The sequence below is a fragment of the Peribacillus sp. NJ4 genome (assembly GCF_030348345.1).
In the GTDB taxonomy this organism is placed as follows: Bacteria; Bacillota; Bacilli; order Bacillales; family DSM-1321; genus Peribacillus.
Genome location: NZ_JAUCFQ010000001.1, coordinates 3751887 through 3767184, shown reverse-complemented (window position 1 = coordinate 3767184; position 15298 = coordinate 3751887). Strand labels below are relative to the sequence as shown.

The window sequence follows — 15298 nt, the reverse complement described above, 5'->3', positions numbered from 1 at the left end:
TGAGAAAAATGACCAGGGGGAAAATGAATCCCCCACTCATAAATTCATAGACTGACCGGGGGATTTAAATGAATGAAGTATTAGTGAATGTTAAGAACAAATTAACTACTTACTGGACGAGCCGCAGTAAAAAACAAAAAATCATGATGATTGGTTCAGCAGCATTGATTATCATCATCATTACGGCTGTTTCAATTTTAACCACTCGTACGACGCTGGTGCCCTTATATTCCAATTTAACTCCATCGGAGACGGGGAGTATCAAAGAAAATTTAGACAGTCAAGGGATTAAGAACGAAGTATCTGAAAATGGTACGACCATAATGGTTCCTGAAGAAAGCCTGGATTCACTGAAAGTGGAACTGGCAGCTGAAGGAATTCCGGAATCCGGCAGTATCGACTATTCTTTTTTTAGTCAAAGTGCTGGTATCGGGATGACTGAAAATGAATTCAATGTCATTAAACTGGACTCGATGCAAACGGAGTTGGCCAGTTTAATAAAAAAAATTGATGGAGTAGAAGATGCCAGTGTAATGATCACTCTTCCTGATAAAGGAGTTTTCGTCAGTGATTCAGCTGGGGAAGCGTCAGCATCCATTGTATTGAATACAAAACCCGGTTATAACTTTGAAGAAAGTCAAATCAATTCCCTTTATCATCTGGTCTCAAAAAGTGTCCCTAATCTTCCTACAGATAATATCGTCATTATGAACCAAGACTTTGAGTACTTCGATCTTGAAAATAAAAATTCTTCTTTTGCGTCGGCTTTTGCTACCCAAAACGAAATTAAAAAAGAAATAGAACGCGATATTCAAAGACAGGTACAAAATATGCTTGGAACGATAATGGGGAGAGACAAAGTGGTTGTTTCTGTCACGACAGACGTTGATTTCACTCAAGAAAACCGGGAAGAGAATTTAGTTGAACCGGTCGATGAAGAAAATATGGCTGGAATTGAGATTTCTGCGCAAAGGATCAATGAATCGTATAGTGGGGACGCAGCAGGTGCAGGAGGCGTTCCGCAAAGTGAGGATTCCTCTGATTCATTGGGATCCAGTTATGTTGAAGGCACAACCGGATCCGGTGATTATGAAAAAGTGGATGAAAAGATAAATAGTGAAGTGAATCGAATCAAGAAGGAAATAGTCGGAAGCCCATATAAAGTTAAGGATTTAGGCATTCAGGTCATGGTTGAACCGCCCACTGCTGACGATCCAAATTCTTTATCTCAACAGAGTGTAGATGATATTTCCCGAATCCTTGGTACGATAATACGCACGACAATCGAGAAAAAAGTTGAAGGGGAAGAACTGACGAACGAGGAGCTTAATAATAAAATTGTGATTTCCGTTCAACCTTTTAACGGAAAAATGAATTTGCCAAAAGCTGAAACGAGTCCATCGTTACCAATATGGGCATACATCGTCGGTGGAGTGCTTTTACTAGTCATTATCATTCTCTTAATCTTATTCTTCCGTTCCCGAAAGCAAGCTGAAATGGAAGAGGAGTACGTGGTTGAAGAGGAAGAAGTTGTATTTGATGTTCCGGATTTAAACAAAGAGAAGGAAACGGAAGCATCTTTAAAACGAAAACAGCTTGAGAAACTTGCAAAAGAAAAGCCAGATGAATTTGCAAAATTATTAAGAAGCTGGATAGCAGAAGACTAGGAGGTAGGGAAAGTGACAGAAAGAAAAAAAAAGACTGGATTGACTGGCAAACAGAAAGCTGCCATCCTCCTTATTTCCTTAGGCCCGGATGTTTCTGCATCTGTATATAAGCATCTCTCTGAAGAGGAAATTGAGAGATTGACTCTTGAAATTTCGGGAGTGAGGAAAGTGGACTCCCATGATAAAGAAGAAATTCTGGAAGAATTCCATAATATTGCTTTAGCACAGGATTACATCTCACAGGGCGGGATAGGATACGCGAAGCAGGTACTTGAAAAGGCATTAGGTACTGATCAGGCAGCTGCCATCATTAACCGTTTAACATCTTCCTTACAAGTTCGTCCATTCGACTTTGCCCGAAAGGCAGATCCTGGACAAATCTTGAATTTCATCCAGAACGAGCATCCGCAGACTATTGCATTAATTTTGTCCTATCTTGATCCCACACAGGCTGGACAAATATTGTCAGAACTTCCCCAAGAGGTGCAGGCCGATATTGCAAGAAGGATCGCTTTAATGGACAGCACGTCGCCGGAAATCATCAATGAAGTCGAGCAAATACTAGAGAGGAAACTTTCTGCGACCGTGACCCAAGATTATACACAGACTGGTGGAGTAGAAGCGGTTGTGGATGTGTTGAATGGTGTTGACCGTTCCACGGAAAGAACGATCTTGGATGCACTCGAAATTCAAGATCCAGAGCTTGCTGAGGAAATCAAGAAACGAATGTTTGTTTTTGAAGATATCGTGACCCTTGATGGCAGGGCGATTCAGCGTGTAGTAAGGGATTCTGATAATGAAGACCTTAAACTTTCTCTTAAAGTGGCAAGTGATGAAGTGAAGGAAATCGTTTTCCGAAACATGTCAAAACGCATGGTCGAAACGTTCCAGGAAGAAATGGAATATATGGGGCCTGTACGTTTGCGTGATGTAGAAGAAGCACAATCCAGAATAGTTGCTGTCATTCGTCATCTGGAAGAAAATGGAGATATTGTGATTGCCCGCGGTGGAGGGGATGATATCATTGTCTAGGATTATCAAATCCCAGCAGGCCCATCAGGAGAAAAGCAAAAAGATAGCGATAAAAGTTCGACCTTTTTACTTTCTTCAAAATGATGATGCAGATGAACGGAGAAACGTTCAACATTTTCAATCTGATGAATTTCTGAATGATGCTAAGCAGGAAGCCGAAATGTTATTACTAGATGCTAAACAAAAAGCCCAAACGATAGCTGCAGAAATCCAGTTAGAACGAGAACATTGGGAAAATCAAGAAAAAGTGATGTTTATCGAACAAGCTCAAAAAGAAGGGTATCGGCAAGGAGTCGAAGATGGGATCCAAAAGGGTTATAACGAGATTGCAGGGGAAATAGCTTTCGCAAAAGAAGTGGTAGAGTCCTCTAAAAAAGATTATCGGCAGCATATCGAATCATCTGAAACCGTTATTTTGAATCTTGCCGTGAAGGTGGCGGAGAAAATTATCGGGCACCAGCTTGAAAACGATGAAGTGTCTTTTCTATCCATAGTCAAGAGAGCCATCAAAGAGGTGAGGGATTACCGTGAAGTGCAATTGCATATCCACCCGGTCCAATATCTATCGATTCTCTCTCATAAGGAAGAGTTGATGGCAATCTTTCCAAAGGATACCGAGTTATATATCTTTCCGGATGATGAACTTGAAGAAAATAGCTGTATTATCGAATCCGAAAATGGAAGAATGGATGCAAGTGTCGACAGTCAGTTGCAGGAAATAAAAGTGAAACTAACTGAATTGCTGGAAGGGGAGTAAAGATGAAAACTAGAGACCTATTGCCCTTAGTCGATGAAGTTGATCCATTCAAACATTATGGACGGGTCAAACGTGTCGTAGGGTTAATGATAGAATCTCAAGGCCCTGAAAGCTCTGTAGGCGATGTTTGTTATATCTATACGGGTATACAAAAAAAGAAAAACAGAATATTAGCTGAAGTTGTCGGTTTCCGTGATGAAATGGTTATTTTAATGCCATTTACAGCAGTTAGCGATATTGCACCGGGTTGTATCGTGGAAGGAAGCGGACGGAGCCTTGAGATAAAGGTGGGAAGTGGACTTATTGGGAAGGTAGTCGATCCATTGGGACATCCGATTGATGATTCACGGCTTCCAAAAGGTCTAGCTACAGTTCCTGTTGATCAAAATCCGCCAAATCCGATGAAACGACCTCCCATTGATGAACCGATAGATGTAGGGGTGCGAGTGATTGATAGTTTATTAACAGTTGGAAAAGGTCAACGTGTTGGTATCTTTGCAGGGAGCGGTGTAGGGAAAAGTACGTTACTTGGAATGGTAGCAAGAAATACGACGGCTGACTTAAACGTAATCGGTCTTGTTGGAGAACGTGGCCGGGAAGTTCGTGAATTCATTGAGAAAGATCTTGGACCTGAAGGGCTGGCACGATCAATCGTTGTAGTGGCAACATCTGATCAACCAGCGTTGATGAGGATAAAAGGTGCTTTAACGGCAACGGCCATCGCCGAACATTTTCGTGATAAGGGATTGAACGTGATGCTGATGATGGATTCAGTCACGAGGGTTGCGATGGCCCAGAGGGAAATCGGACTTGCTATCGGAGAACCGCCGACGACCAAAGGTTATACGCCATCCGTTTTTGCCATCCTTCCAAGATTACTCGAGAGAACGGGAACAAATCAGCTAGGTACCATTACAGCGTTTTATACGGTTCTAGTCGACGGTGATGATATGAATGAGCCGATTGCTGATGCTGTCAGGGGGATTTTGGATGGTCACTTCATACTAGACCGTAACTTAGCCAATAAAGGTCAATTTCCAGCCCTCAATGTATTAAAGAGCATAAGTCGTGTCATGAATAATATTGTTGGGGACAAGCATAAAAACTCCGCAGAAAAATTAAGGGCAAGTTTATCAACCTATATGGAATCGGAAGATTTGATTAATATAGGAGCTTATAAGAAAGGGTCTTCCAAACAAATTGATAACTCCATTACCCGCTATCCGGAAATCATTTCATTTTTAAAGCAAGGCACCCATGAAAAAGCTCCCAAAGATAATAGTATTAACGCCCTTGTCGAATTGATGGAGAAAGGTGATTAGTTATGATTTATCAATACAAATTCGAGAAGATCCTGACCATCAAAGAAAAAGAAAAAACCGATGCACTAGCTAAATATAATACTGCTTTAAAAAGATTTGAAGAAGTGGCAGAAAAGTTATATAAGCTTTTAAGGAAAAAAGAAGATTTGCTCGAGTTTCAACAGGAAAAGCTGCGAAATGGATTATCCGTTCAGGAAATTCGTCACCATCAGTTATTTATGGACAACTTGGAAAAACTCTTAAGCCATTGTCAACAGGAAGTCATTGAAGCGAGATACAAGATGAATGTTCAACGGGATATATTGATGGCAAGGAATATTGAGGTTAAAAAGTACGAGAAAATGAAAGAAAATGATTTTTATAAATTTCTGGATGTCATTAAGGAAGCTGAGAATAAACAAATGGATGAAATATCAATCCGGCAATTCTTAAGCAAAGGCGTTAGGTGATAAAATGCGTAAAAAAAGTAATGAATCTACTGGATTGGAAGAATTGGAAGAAAGCAAAATAAGTAAGTTTCAATGGTTTCTTGTCATCTTCATTCCTTTAGTCTTTGCGGTAACTGTAGCGTTGATCGTTTTTACAGTTGCAGGGGTCGATGTTGTGGAAAAGGCAAAGGAAATGTCAGGGAAAATACCATTCATTGAATCGAATCAAAATGGTGAAGAGAAAGGTAATCCATCCAAGAATGATGAGAAAGTTTTGATGAAGCTGGAAAAATTAGAAACCGAGATTGAAAACAAGGAAAAAGAGATAGACAAGCTTGAGGGCATCATTGATACACGTGACAAGGCCATTGAAAAGGCAGAAGCTGAAAAACAGCAGCTTCAAACAGAAATGAATCTACTTAAGGATAGTCAGAATGGTAGTAAACAGGCATTCAAAGATATAATCCGCACTTATGAAACCATGGCTCCCAAGAAGTCTGCACCCATCATTACAGAAATGAATGATGAAGACGCAGTGGAGATTCTCACAAGTATGAAGGCAGCCACTTTAGCTAAGGTATTGGAGCAAATGACAACTGTTGATGCTGCAAGGTTAACGAAGAAACTAACGGAACAAAGTTCTTAAGAGAAAAGAGTACGGAGGTGAATAATATATGAATTCAGCCATCAATTCTTTACTTACCTTGGCATCATTAGGTCAAAAGATACCATTTAAGCAAAATCAGCAAACTTATACCGGGTTTGGTTCAGTCCTTCAGTCTGTCGTAGAGGTGGAACCATCCCTTCCATCGGAATTAGGTGGCATCACTGAAGAACGATTGTCCGTTTTAAAGGATTTGCTTGTTTTTTTGAAACTTGAAGGGTTAAGTGATTCAGGTGAAGAGAGTATTGTTGAAAGTCGTTCAGTAAACAACCAAGAAGAATTTAGCAACCTTCTTTTACTGGTATTAAAAAAAGTAACCGGAAATGATGAGGGTGCCCTTAAGGATTTCTTTGCGAGCATCGAGGAAATGGATTTAGAACAAGAACAGGATGACTTGAGCCTGAATCCACAAAGTTTGTTATCAGCCAATGTCATGGAACTTTATTCAATCCTAAAAAAAGTTACAGTCTTGAGTGATGAAGAATCGCATGGGCTCCCTTTATCTGGTGTGGTGAATCTTTTGAAAATGGTGAAAATTCAAGATCTTCTCTCGGAGAATAAGGCTATGACACAAGATGAAGCAGCTATCCAGAAACAATTGAAAAACCTGCTTGAAGGTATGACGGGAAAACTGGAGAAAATGCTGTCCAATCAGTCAAAACAAAAGTCAGAATTTGAACATTCCGACATTGTGGAAAAAGGGCAAAATAAAACAATGGAAACATTGAAAAGCGCATTTTCACAATTATCCGGGAGTGACAAGGTAAGTAAAGAAGGGACAATCCGAAGCGGTGTGACATTGCAGAATGGGGATAGCGGTAACCATCAAGGTTCTATGCCTTTTCTCATGACAAAGTTGGAGCAATTTGTCTTGACAGCTTCCAAAGGTGAGCAAACTGTAAGTCAAGAAGAGTTTATCAAACAATTTGAAAATATTTTGAGTAAAGCGAACTTTAGCGGAACTAACGGAGTAAATAAACTGTTGATCAGATTGAATCCCGAACATTTGGGCGCCCTTAGAATCGAGTTGATTCAAAAGGATGGTATGCTGTCAGCCAAGATTATGGCTACTACTGCTCAGTCAAAAGATATACTTGAAAAACAGATTCATGGCTTAAAACAAGCAATTAGCGGCCAAAACATTCAGATAGAAAAAATTGAAATATCACAGTCCTTAAATGCTTTTAACTCCGAGAAATTCAGCCAGAAAGACGCGGATGAACATAATGAGCAACAAGAGAGTAAGGAAGAAAGCAATGATGAGACGGAAAGCGAGTTTACGGGATCCCTTGCCGATGCTCTGTTAAATCTGGAAGTGTAGGTGGAAAAATGACGACCATCGATAAGTCACTATTATTATCAAAATCCCAAACTGAAAACAGAAAAACCGGGGATGCATTGGGAAAAGATGATTTCTTAAAATTGCTGCTTACCCAGCTTCAAAACCAAGATCCGTCAAGTCCGATGGACAATACGGAATTCATCGCCCAAATGGCCACTTTTTCTTCTCTGGAACAAATGATGAATATGGGAGCCCAAATGGAAGAAATAATTGGGATCAATCAACAAAATAGTTTAATGAACTATAACTCTTTTGTCGGTAAGGAAGTCACTTGGCACAAATTGGATGAAGTTGATGATGACCTTGCGATAGAAGAAGGGACAGGCATCGTTAAGTCGATCCAATATAAAGGTGATGGTGTTCATTTCCTTCTGGAAGATGGCACAAAGCTTGAACCCGCAAATATTTCAGCGATGAAACAATCAAGTTCCACGACGAATAGCTTGACGGCGGCAAGTGAATTAATAGGCAAGCGTGTTTCCTGGATGGATGAAAAAAATGGAGAGTCGTCTGCTGTCGTAATCTCGGTATCCCTAAATAATGGCAAGCTGCAAATTGAAGTGGATGATGAAAACAACACCAAGCTATCATCAGAGCAATTGATAAAAATCGCTGAAGTTTAAGGAGCGGGAATATGAATGAACTTGGTTTTCAAGCAAATTCCGCTCAGATGATGTCACAAACAAAAGTACCTTTGCGGCAAAGGTAGATCGTCCACAAGGTTTTCAACAGCATTTTCAAGCAGCTGTTTCCACTTATGAAAAGTTGACCATTAGTAAACATGCTCAAATGCGGATGTATGAAAGAAATATAGAAATAGCACCGCAAACCGAGGGGGAAAATAGCCGATAAAGCTAATGAGGCCAAAAAGATGGGCGTGACCGAATCTCTTATAATTACAGATAATGCGGCACTCATAGTAAGTACGAAAAAATAACAAAGTCATCACAGTCATGGACAGGGATGAAGCATCATCTCAAATTTTCACGAACATCAATGGAACTATAATTTTGGATTAATGGGCTTGACCTAGAATAGGAAGCCTGGACTGTGGAATGACAGAAGCAGTCGCTATATGAAAGGGGAGCTTTTACATGCTTCGTTCAATGTATTCAGGAATAAGCGGATTAAAAAACCTACAAACAAAATTGGATGTTATCGGTAATAACGTCGCCAATGTCAACACTTACGGTTTCAAAAAAAGCCGCGTGACATTCAGCGATGCGATGAACCAAACGGTATCTGGTGCAAGTGCAGCAACAGCCAATAAAGGTGGAACCAATTCTAAACAAATTGGGTTGGGTTCAACGATTGCTACAATCGATACCATACATACACAGTCAAGCTTGCAAACCACTGGCCGCGATCTTGACTTAGGTATATCAGGGGATGGCTATTTCATCGTCAAACAAGGCGATGCACTTTCGTATACACGTGCAGGAAACTTTTATCTGGATGATAATGGTACGCTTGTCAACTCGAATGGTTTGAAGGTACAGGCTTTTAAGGTTGATGAAAACGGAAAACGATCAAAAACAATCGATGACGTTGCTGTTAACGTCAATGCGATTTTACCTGCTGTAACCTCTACTAAAATATCAGTAAGTGAAAATCTAGCTGCTGACGCAATTGATGGTACCGTATTTAGCCAGCAAATGAAAGTCGTGGATGAGAAGGGTAAAGAACAAACGGCAACTATCTATTTCCAAAAGACCGGTGATGATAAATGGGAGCTTTTTGATGAAGAACCTGCTACTTTGGGGGATACTTCAGCTACTAAACCAAAATCGTTCACTTCGTTGAACTTCGATGCTAATGGTCAGTTAGTGGCAGCTGATAAAACCCTGGCTGGTCAAACCATTAACATTTCAACCGGCAAAGAGGATGACTCGAATACAGCAGTTGACGAAAGCGTTCAAAAGGTTAAATTGGATTTTGATTTCTCGAACATTACTCAAGTTAAAGGTTCTACGACTGCTCTTGTCAATCCGAATGGTAATAAAGAAGGGAAACTGGAGAGCTTTAATATTGGTTCATCAGGGGAAATAAATGGCGTATATTCCAATGGTCTGATCACAACATTAGGCCAACTGGCCGTTGCCAAGTTTTCCAATTCATCAGGCTTGACGAAAACCGGTGGTAATACTTTTCAGGAATCGATCAATTCAGGTACTGCAAACATCAATATTGCAGGTGAGGGCCGCGGGGTGATTGCATCAGGTTCTTTGGAAATGTCCAATGTGGATTTATCCGAAGAGTTTACTGAAATGATCGTTGCGCAACGTGGTTTCCAGTCGAATTCCCGGATTATCACGACATCGGATGAAATTTTACAAGAATTGGTCAACTTAAAACGATAGGTTAAGGGAGGGAGGAGCCAGGGGCTTATTGCTTTGGCTCCTAAATATCATTATCAAAGTCACAAGGCTCAATGGAAAATGCTTTCATATCAATGCATTGTACATAAATACAGTCGAGTCATTGCCAGATACGACCATTACTTTTACAAATGGTAAGAAAATCGTTGTGCTTGAGAAGGAAGAGGAAATGGTTGAAGCCATTATACAATTTTATCGTACCGTGAATATTCTCGGTTTTCGTAATGATGTGGAGGAAAGATCATGAAAAAAAATCTATGGACCATTATGTTGATTATACTCGTGGCCATTACGCTTGTTGGTGTCATAGCGGTCGTGGTTGTGACAAAGTTATCTGACCCCACATCTGCCGAAGAAAAACCCAGCATTGACGAAATAGTCGAATCATCAGTTGAAATTCCCGAAATTACAACGAATCTTGCCGGCAATGATTATATTAAAATCTCATTTATGGTCCAAACAGAAAATAAAAAGGCAAAAGAGGAGTTGGAAAAAAGAAGTTTTCAAGTGAAAAATATCATCATTACCGAACTTTCCGAAATGAAAGCGGAAGAGTTGACCGGTAAAAAAGGTAAGGAAAAGCTTCAGGAAGCGCTAAAGACTAGAATGAACGAATTAATGGAAGAAGGAAAAGTTGAAAAGGTTTATATAACCTCCTCTATTCTTCAATAAGGACATCCTTGCGACATTAAATAAGAAGGGGAAGCTTTGGAGGTGAGTGTTAATGTCCGGGGAAATATTATCGCAAAATGAAATCGATGCCTTGTTATCGGCCATTTCCACAGGTGAAATGGATGCAGATGATTTAAAGAAAGTAGAAGTAGAAAAAAGAGTGAAGGTTTACGACTTTAAAAGAGCCCTTCGGTTTTCAAAGGATCAAATCCGGAGTTTGACCAGGATACACGAGAACTTTGCAAGGTTGCTGACCACATACTTTTCGGCTCAACTTAGGACATATGTTCAAATATCCGTTGCTTCGGCAGATCAAATTCCATACGAAGAGTTTATTCGATCAATCCCGAAAATGACCATCCTGAATGTGTTTGAGGTGCCACCCTTGGATGGACGTATCATTCTTGAGGTCGACCCGAATATCGCCTATTCCATGATGGATCGAGTTTTGGGTGGGCGAGGCATAAGCGTGAATAAGGTAGATAGTTTAACGGAAATAGAAACGAAAATCATGTCGAATTTATTCGAGAAGGCTTTTGAAAATTTACAGGAGGCTTGGAGTACGATTGTTGAAATCGAACCGGAGATGACAGAGTTCGAGGTGAATCCACAATTTCTTCAGCTGGTTTCGCCAAATGATACTGTTGTTGTCATTTCCTTGAATACACAAATCGGCGAAACGAGTGGAATGATTAATATTTGCATTCCGCACGTCGTATTAGAACCAATCATACCAAAGTTATCTGCTCATTATTGGATGGAAAATTCCCAAAAGGAAAAAATCCCAGAGGAAATCATGATTTTGGAAAAGCGTATCCGAAACGCAGACCTTCCCATAATATCCGAACTTGGTTCTACGGATATCACCATCCAGGATTTATTGCTGCTTGATGTTGGTGATGTCATTGATTTAAATAAGGCAATAGATGAACCTTTGACGATTAAAATTGGAGGGGTCCCCAAATACAGTGGGCAGCCAGGAAAAGTGGGTAAAAAACACGCCATCCAGATTCTTGAAATCTTGAAAGGGGGAGACGAAGATGGTAAGTGATGAAATGCTTTCACAAGACGAGATAGATGCCCTTTTAAAAGGTACAAGTGATATAGAAGGTGAGGTGAACTCTCTTTCGATTGACGATTATTTATCAATGATGGAACTCGACGCCCTTGGTGAAATTGGTAATATCTCCTTCGGAAGTTCGGCCACTGCCCTATCCACTTTGTTGAATCAGAAAGTGGATATCACCACCCCGACGGTTACCTTAATTGAAAGGGGACAGATCGCGGAAGAATTTCCGCATCCATATGTAGCGATTCAAGTGCAATATACAGAAGGTTTCTCAGGTATTAATATGCTGGTCATCAAGCAGAGCGATGCTGCTATCATTGCAGATTTGATGCTTGGCGGTGATGGGGAGAATCCTTCTGACATGCTGGGAGAAATTCAATTGAGTGCGGTCAAGGAAGCCATGAACCAGATGATGGGTTCTGCTGCGACATCGATGTCGACCATTTTTAGTAAAAAGGTGGATATTTCTCCTCCTAGCATAGATTTACTTAACTTTATAAAAGGACAAGGTGAAAATGCGATACCGGACGAGGATTTATTTGCGAAAATCTCGTTCCGTCTTCGTGTCGGTAACTTAATTGATTCCAGTATTATGCAATTGTTGCCAGTAGAATTTGCTAAAGGGTTAGTTTCTGAATTATTAAAGGGAACAAGCGATAGCGAACCTACCGATATGAAAACGCAAAAGGCACTAAGTGATCCAGTAACAAACATTCCATCTCAGGAGCCGGCGGCAGTCCAGAACTCCCGGTCTACTCAATCGGCTAATGAATTTTATGGACAAGGGGGTTACCAACCCCAACCTACAAACCAAATACCGAATGTGCCGCAGCATTTTGGGGTTTCATCCGTACCAACAGGGCAGCCGGTAAATGTTCAGCCTGCCAGTTTCACTAGTTTTCAGCCTTATCAGCTTCAAGAGTCTGAATCGAAAAATCTCAGTATGCTGATGGATATCCCTTTGCAAGTAACTGTAGAGCTTGGGAGAACGAAGCGCTCAGTCAAGGATATTTTGGAGCTGTCATCCGGATCTATCATCGAATTGGATAAATTAGCAGGCGAGCCAGTGGATATCCTGGTAAACAGCCGCTTGATAGCAAAAGGTGAGGTAGTGGTGATTGATGAAAATTTTGGAGTGCGTGTTACGGATATCATGAGTCAAAGTGAAAGATTAAATAAAATCAGGTAATTTGGGGGACGAAAATAATGGCTAACAGAATTTTAATTGTGGACGATGCAGCATTTATGAGAATGATGATAAAGGATATCCTTTCTAAAAATGGTTTTGAAATAGTAGGGGAAGCAGCGGATGGTGCCCAAGCAGTGGAAAAATATAAAGAAACGCATCCGGATCTTGTAACGATGGATATTACCATGCCTGAAATGGATGGAATTACAGCATTAAAGGAAATTAAAAAGGTAAATCCTCAAGCTAAGGTCATTATGTGTTCAGCAATGGGGCAACAAGCCATGGTCATTGATGCGATCCAGGCGGGAGCAAAAGACTTTATCGTGAAGCCATTCCAGGCAGACCGGGTGTTGGAAGCCATAAATAAAGCATTAAGTTAAGAGGGTGTCTGCATATTGTTTTTTATTAAAAAATGGCTTCAGGCCACACTGCTGATAGCAGTAATCTTTTCAGGGGCCATACAGGCCCATGCAGAAGATCTTGAAAAAACGGTGAAGGATGTTTATGAACAGCCAGATGATTTAAAAGTGGATAAGGATGAATCAAAAGACTCGCAATCTACCAACCAGGCTACGAATCCAAATAAAGTGGGGATAACCGTTTGGGAGTTTCTGAGGATGATTTTTGCTACCATTTTTGTAGTTGCGCTTCTTTATATCCTATTAAAGTTCGTCAATAAAAAAAGTAAATCGTATCAAAAGGCAAATTCAGTGGAGAATTTAGGCGGTACGAGCCTTGGAGCAAATCGTTCTGTCCAGCTTGTTAAAGTCGGCGGGCGAATATTGGTGATCGGGGTTGGCGAAAATATTCAACTCTTGAAAGAAATAGATAATCCTGAGGAATATGAGCAGCTTTTGAAAGATTACAACGATAAGATGGATCAAATGATCCAGCCTGGAGAATTTGCAATTAAGGTGAAACATAAGTTGTTGAAGAAAAGAGAATCCGAAACCGCAAGTTTCTCTACAGAGTTCAAAAATCAACTCGATCAAATGTCTGATAGCAGGAAGAAGCTGTTAAATGAGCTTGATAGGAAAGGGCGAGACAATGAATGAGTTCATGGAGTTTTTTAATAACAGTGATCCCACTAATGTCTCTACTTCCGTCAAACTTGTTCTTCTAATGACCGTTTTATCGCTGGCTCCAAGCATATTGATCTTGATGACCTGTTTTACAAGAATCATCATTGTCCTGAGTTTTGTGAGAACATCGCTAGCTACACAGCAGATGCCGCCGAATCAGGTGTTGGTCGGCCTGGCTCTTTTCATGACATTCTTCATAATGGCACCGACTTTTCAGGAAGTGAATGAAAAGGCATTAACCCCGTTATTTAATGAAGAAATAGATTTAGAAGAGGCATATGTACAGGCCTCGATACCTTTTAAGCAATTCATGAGTGCCCATACAAGGCAAAAGGATTTGGAGTTATTCTTGGAGTATGCAAAGCTTGATAAGCCGGAAACGATACAGGACATTCCCTTGACTGCCTTTGTACCAGCTTTTGCAATCAGTGAAATCAAAACAGCTTTTCAAATAGGTTTTATGATTTTCATTCCATTTTTGGTTATTGATATGGTCGTTGCAAGTGTCTTGATGTCGATGGGTATGATGATGTTGCCGCCGGTCATGATTTCACTGCCATTTAAAATCCTCCTTTTCATTCTTGTTGACGGATGGTATTTAGTAGTGAAGTCATTATTACAGAGTTTTTAAGCAGGTGAGAAAAAATGAGTGCAGAGTTTGTTATTGATGTAGCAGAAAAAGGAATTTATATGGTATTGATTATCGCAGGCCCATTGATGGTAATCGCTCTTATTGTAGGGCTATTAGTAAGCATCTTTCAGGCGACTACACAGATTCAGGAACAAACCTTGGCTTTTGTTCCAAAAATCGTGGCCGTCTTATTGGGTCTCATACTATTGGCTCCATGGATGCTGAGCCATCTATTATCATATGCAAATGAAATATTCGGTAATCTGAATCGATTTGTAGGGTAGGGCATGGAGGAATTATTTCCGCACTTTCCCGCCTTTTTATTAATTGTGGTCAGGGTCACTACGTTTTTCGTGGCTATGCCGATTTTTTCGTACCGTTCAATACCGGTACAACATCGAGTGGGGCTTGGGATCTTCCTTGCCTGGATCATGTACTATACTATTGAAGCCCCGATTCTGGACTTGGATGTCACATTTTATTTATTAATCATAAAGGAAGCAGTTGTTGGGCTCTTCATTGGGTTTGCTGCCTATATGATTTTATCGGCCGTTCAAATCGCTGGAGGATTGATTGATTTTCAAATGGGTTTCTCAATTGCCAATGTCATCGATCCCCAAACTGGGGCACAAAGCCCGTTGATGGGACAATATCTTTATACAATCGCTTTATTATTCCTATTGAGTACTAACGGCCATCATTTGCTTTTGGATGGAATCTTTTATAGTTATCAGTTCATCCCGATTGACCAATTATTTGTACCATTCGGAAATAATACACTGATAGAATATTTGGCCAAAGCTTTCAGCAAAGCTTTCATGATTGCTTTTCAAATGTCCATACCTGTAGTGGGAAGTATTTTCTTAGTGGATGTCACACTAGGGATCCTTGCTAGGACAGTCCCTCAATTAAATGTGTTCGTTGTCGGAATTCCAGTGAAAATCATAGCCGGCTTAGCGGTTATCGTACTGGTGATGGGGATGATGATGACGGTTGTCACCCAACTCTTCAATTTCTTGCTTTTGACTATGCGCCAACTAATGCAGTTGATCGGAGGCGTTTAAT

General features: G+C 40.4%; 19 protein-coding genes. All 19 read left to right on the top strand.

Annotated elements, in window-relative coordinates; translation table 11 throughout:
* The first annotated feature begins 68 nt into the window (after nt 1-68).
* The 19 genes from fliF (at nt 69) to fliR (ending at nt 15297) form a co-directional block, all read left to right on the top strand.
* Nucleotides 69-1667: a flagellar basal-body MS-ring/collar protein FliF gene (gene fliF / locus QUF94_RS18695; protein ID WP_289317162.1), complete on the top strand. Its 1599-nt coding sequence runs from the start codon at nt 69-71 to the stop codon at nt 1665-1667.
* Between the two features lie 12 nt (nt 1668-1679).
* On the top strand, nt 1680-2699 hold the full coding sequence (fliG, locus tag QUF94_RS18690) for a flagellar motor switch protein FliG (protein WP_289317161.1): 1020 nt from the start codon (nt 1680-1682) through the stop codon (nt 2697-2699).
* Nucleotides 2692-3456: a flagellar assembly protein FliH gene (gene fliH, locus QUF94_RS18685; protein ID WP_289317160.1), complete on the top strand. Its 765-nt coding sequence runs from the start codon at nt 2692-2694 to the stop codon at nt 3454-3456. Before fliG ends, fliH begins: the two co-directional genes overlap by 8 nt.
* A gap of 2 nt (nt 3457-3458) precedes the next feature.
* On the top strand, nt 3459-4778 hold the full coding sequence (gene fliI, locus QUF94_RS18680; RefSeq protein WP_289317159.1) for a flagellar protein export ATPase FliI: 1320 nt from the start codon (nt 3459-3461) through the stop codon (nt 4776-4778).
* 2 nt (nt 4779-4780) lie between these two features.
* Nucleotides 4781-5227 (top strand): flagellar export protein FliJ, encoded by a 447-nt coding sequence (fliJ, locus tag QUF94_RS18675; RefSeq protein WP_289317158.1) that lies wholly within the window; start codon nt 4781-4783, stop codon nt 5225-5227.
* Nucleotides 5228-5231: 4 nt separating this feature from the next.
* Nucleotides 5232-5852, top strand: a complete 621-nt coding sequence (locus QUF94_RS18670) for a MotE family protein (RefSeq protein WP_289317157.1) — start codon at nt 5232-5234, stop codon at nt 5850-5852.
* 28 nt (nt 5853-5880) lie between these two features.
* Nucleotides 5881-7191, top strand: coding sequence for a flagellar hook-length control protein FliK (locus tag QUF94_RS18665; protein WP_289317156.1), 1311 nt, complete (start codon nt 5881-5883; stop codon nt 7189-7191).
* A gap of 8 nt (nt 7192-7199) precedes the next feature.
* Nucleotides 7200-7835 carry a flagellar hook assembly protein FlgD gene (gene flgD, locus QUF94_RS18660; RefSeq protein ID WP_289317155.1) on the top strand — a complete coding sequence of 212 codons (636 nt, stop codon included), beginning with the start codon at nt 7200-7202 and terminating at the stop codon, nt 7833-7835.
* Between the two features lie 330 nt (nt 7836-8165).
* Complete coding sequence (locus tag QUF94_RS28895; RefSeq protein ID WP_353957708.1) at nt 8166-8231, top strand: hypothetical protein; 66 nt, start codon at nt 8166-8168, stop codon at nt 8229-8231.
* Between the two features lie 75 nt (nt 8232-8306).
* The gene (locus QUF94_RS18655; RefSeq protein WP_289317154.1) at nt 8307-9572 is read left to right on the top strand and encodes a flagellar hook protein FlgE; all 1266 of its coding nucleotides are present in this window, start codon (nt 8307-8309) and stop codon (nt 9570-9572) included.
* 28 nt (nt 9573-9600) lie between these two features.
* Nucleotides 9601-9837, top strand: a complete 237-nt coding sequence (locus QUF94_RS18650) for a flagellar FlbD family protein (RefSeq protein ID WP_483313665.1) — start codon at nt 9601-9603, stop codon at nt 9835-9837.
* Nucleotides 9834-10262 (top strand): flagellar basal body-associated protein FliL, encoded by a 429-nt coding sequence (gene fliL / locus QUF94_RS18645; RefSeq protein WP_289317153.1) that lies wholly within the window; start codon nt 9834-9836, stop codon nt 10260-10262. The genes QUF94_RS18650 and fliL overlap by 4 nt, the downstream gene beginning before the upstream one ends.
* 52 nt (nt 10263-10314) lie before the next feature.
* On the top strand, nt 10315-11313 hold the full coding sequence (gene fliM / locus QUF94_RS18640; protein WP_289317152.1) for a flagellar motor switch protein FliM: 999 nt from the start codon (nt 10315-10317) through the stop codon (nt 11311-11313).
* Nucleotides 11303-12520, top strand: a complete 1218-nt coding sequence (fliY, locus tag QUF94_RS18635; protein WP_289317151.1) for a flagellar motor switch phosphatase FliY — start codon at nt 11303-11305, stop codon at nt 12518-12520. Before fliM ends, fliY begins: the two co-directional genes overlap by 11 nt.
* 17 nt (nt 12521-12537) lie before the next feature.
* Nucleotides 12538-12900, top strand: a complete 363-nt coding sequence (locus QUF94_RS18630; RefSeq protein WP_063231856.1) for a chemotaxis protein CheY — start codon at nt 12538-12540, stop codon at nt 12898-12900.
* A 15-nt stretch (nt 12901-12915) separates the two neighbouring features.
* Nucleotides 12916-13575: a flagellar biosynthetic protein FliO gene (locus tag QUF94_RS18625; protein WP_289317150.1), complete on the top strand. Its 660-nt coding sequence runs from the start codon at nt 12916-12918 to the stop codon at nt 13573-13575.
* A complete protein-coding gene (fliP, locus tag QUF94_RS18620) occupies nt 13568-14233 on the top strand; it encodes a flagellar type III secretion system pore protein FliP (RefSeq protein ID WP_289318434.1) in 666 nt (221 codons plus the stop codon). The genes QUF94_RS18625 and fliP overlap by 8 nt, the downstream gene beginning before the upstream one ends.
* A 14-nt stretch (nt 14234-14247) precedes the next feature.
* Nucleotides 14248-14517 carry a flagellar biosynthesis protein FliQ gene (gene fliQ, locus QUF94_RS18615; protein ID WP_230158060.1) on the top strand — a complete coding sequence of 90 codons (270 nt, stop codon included), beginning with the start codon at nt 14248-14250 and terminating at the stop codon, nt 14515-14517.
* A gap of 3 nt (nt 14518-14520) precedes the next feature.
* A complete protein-coding gene (gene fliR / locus QUF94_RS18610; protein ID WP_289317149.1) occupies nt 14521-15297 on the top strand; it encodes a flagellar biosynthetic protein FliR in 777 nt (258 codons plus the stop codon).
* Nucleotide 15298 lies beyond the last annotated feature (1 nt).

Coding starts and splice junctions, on each gene's coding strand:
- fliM (WP_289317152.1), top strand. CDS start 10,315: ATGTCCGGGGAAATATTATCGCAAAATGAAATCGATGCCTTGTTATCG.
- fliJ (WP_289317158.1), top strand. CDS start 4,781: ATGATTTATCAATACAAATTCGAGAAGATCCTGACCATCAAAGAAAAA.
- QUF94_RS18655 (WP_289317154.1), top strand. CDS start 8,307: ATGCTTCGTTCAATGTATTCAGGAATAAGCGGATTAAAAAACCTACAA.
- fliQ (WP_230158060.1), top strand. CDS start 14,248: ATGAGTGCAGAGTTTGTTATTGATGTAGCAGAAAAAGGAATTTATATG.
- QUF94_RS18670 (WP_289317157.1), top strand. CDS start 5,232: ATGCGTAAAAAAAGTAATGAATCTACTGGATTGGAAGAATTGGAAGAA.
- flgD (WP_289317155.1), top strand. CDS start 7,200: ATGACGACCATCGATAAGTCACTATTATTATCAAAATCCCAAACTGAA.
- QUF94_RS18630 (WP_063231856.1), top strand. CDS start 12,538: ATGGCTAACAGAATTTTAATTGTGGACGATGCAGCATTTATGAGAATG.
- fliR (WP_289317149.1), top strand. CDS start 14,521: ATGGAGGAATTATTTCCGCACTTTCCCGCCTTTTTATTAATTGTGGTC.
- QUF94_RS18665 (WP_289317156.1), top strand. CDS start 5,881: ATGAATTCAGCCATCAATTCTTTACTTACCTTGGCATCATTAGGTCAA.
- fliL (WP_289317153.1), top strand. CDS start 9,834: ATGAAAAAAAATCTATGGACCATTATGTTGATTATACTCGTGGCCATT.
- fliP (WP_289318434.1), top strand. CDS start 13,568: ATGAATGAGTTCATGGAGTTTTTTAATAACAGTGATCCCACTAATGTC.
- fliY (WP_289317151.1), top strand. CDS start 11,303: ATGGTAAGTGATGAAATGCTTTCACAAGACGAGATAGATGCCCTTTTA.
- fliI (WP_289317159.1), top strand. CDS start 3,459: ATGAAAACTAGAGACCTATTGCCCTTAGTCGATGAAGTTGATCCATTC.
- fliF (WP_289317162.1), top strand. CDS start 69: ATGAATGAAGTATTAGTGAATGTTAAGAACAAATTAACTACTTACTGG.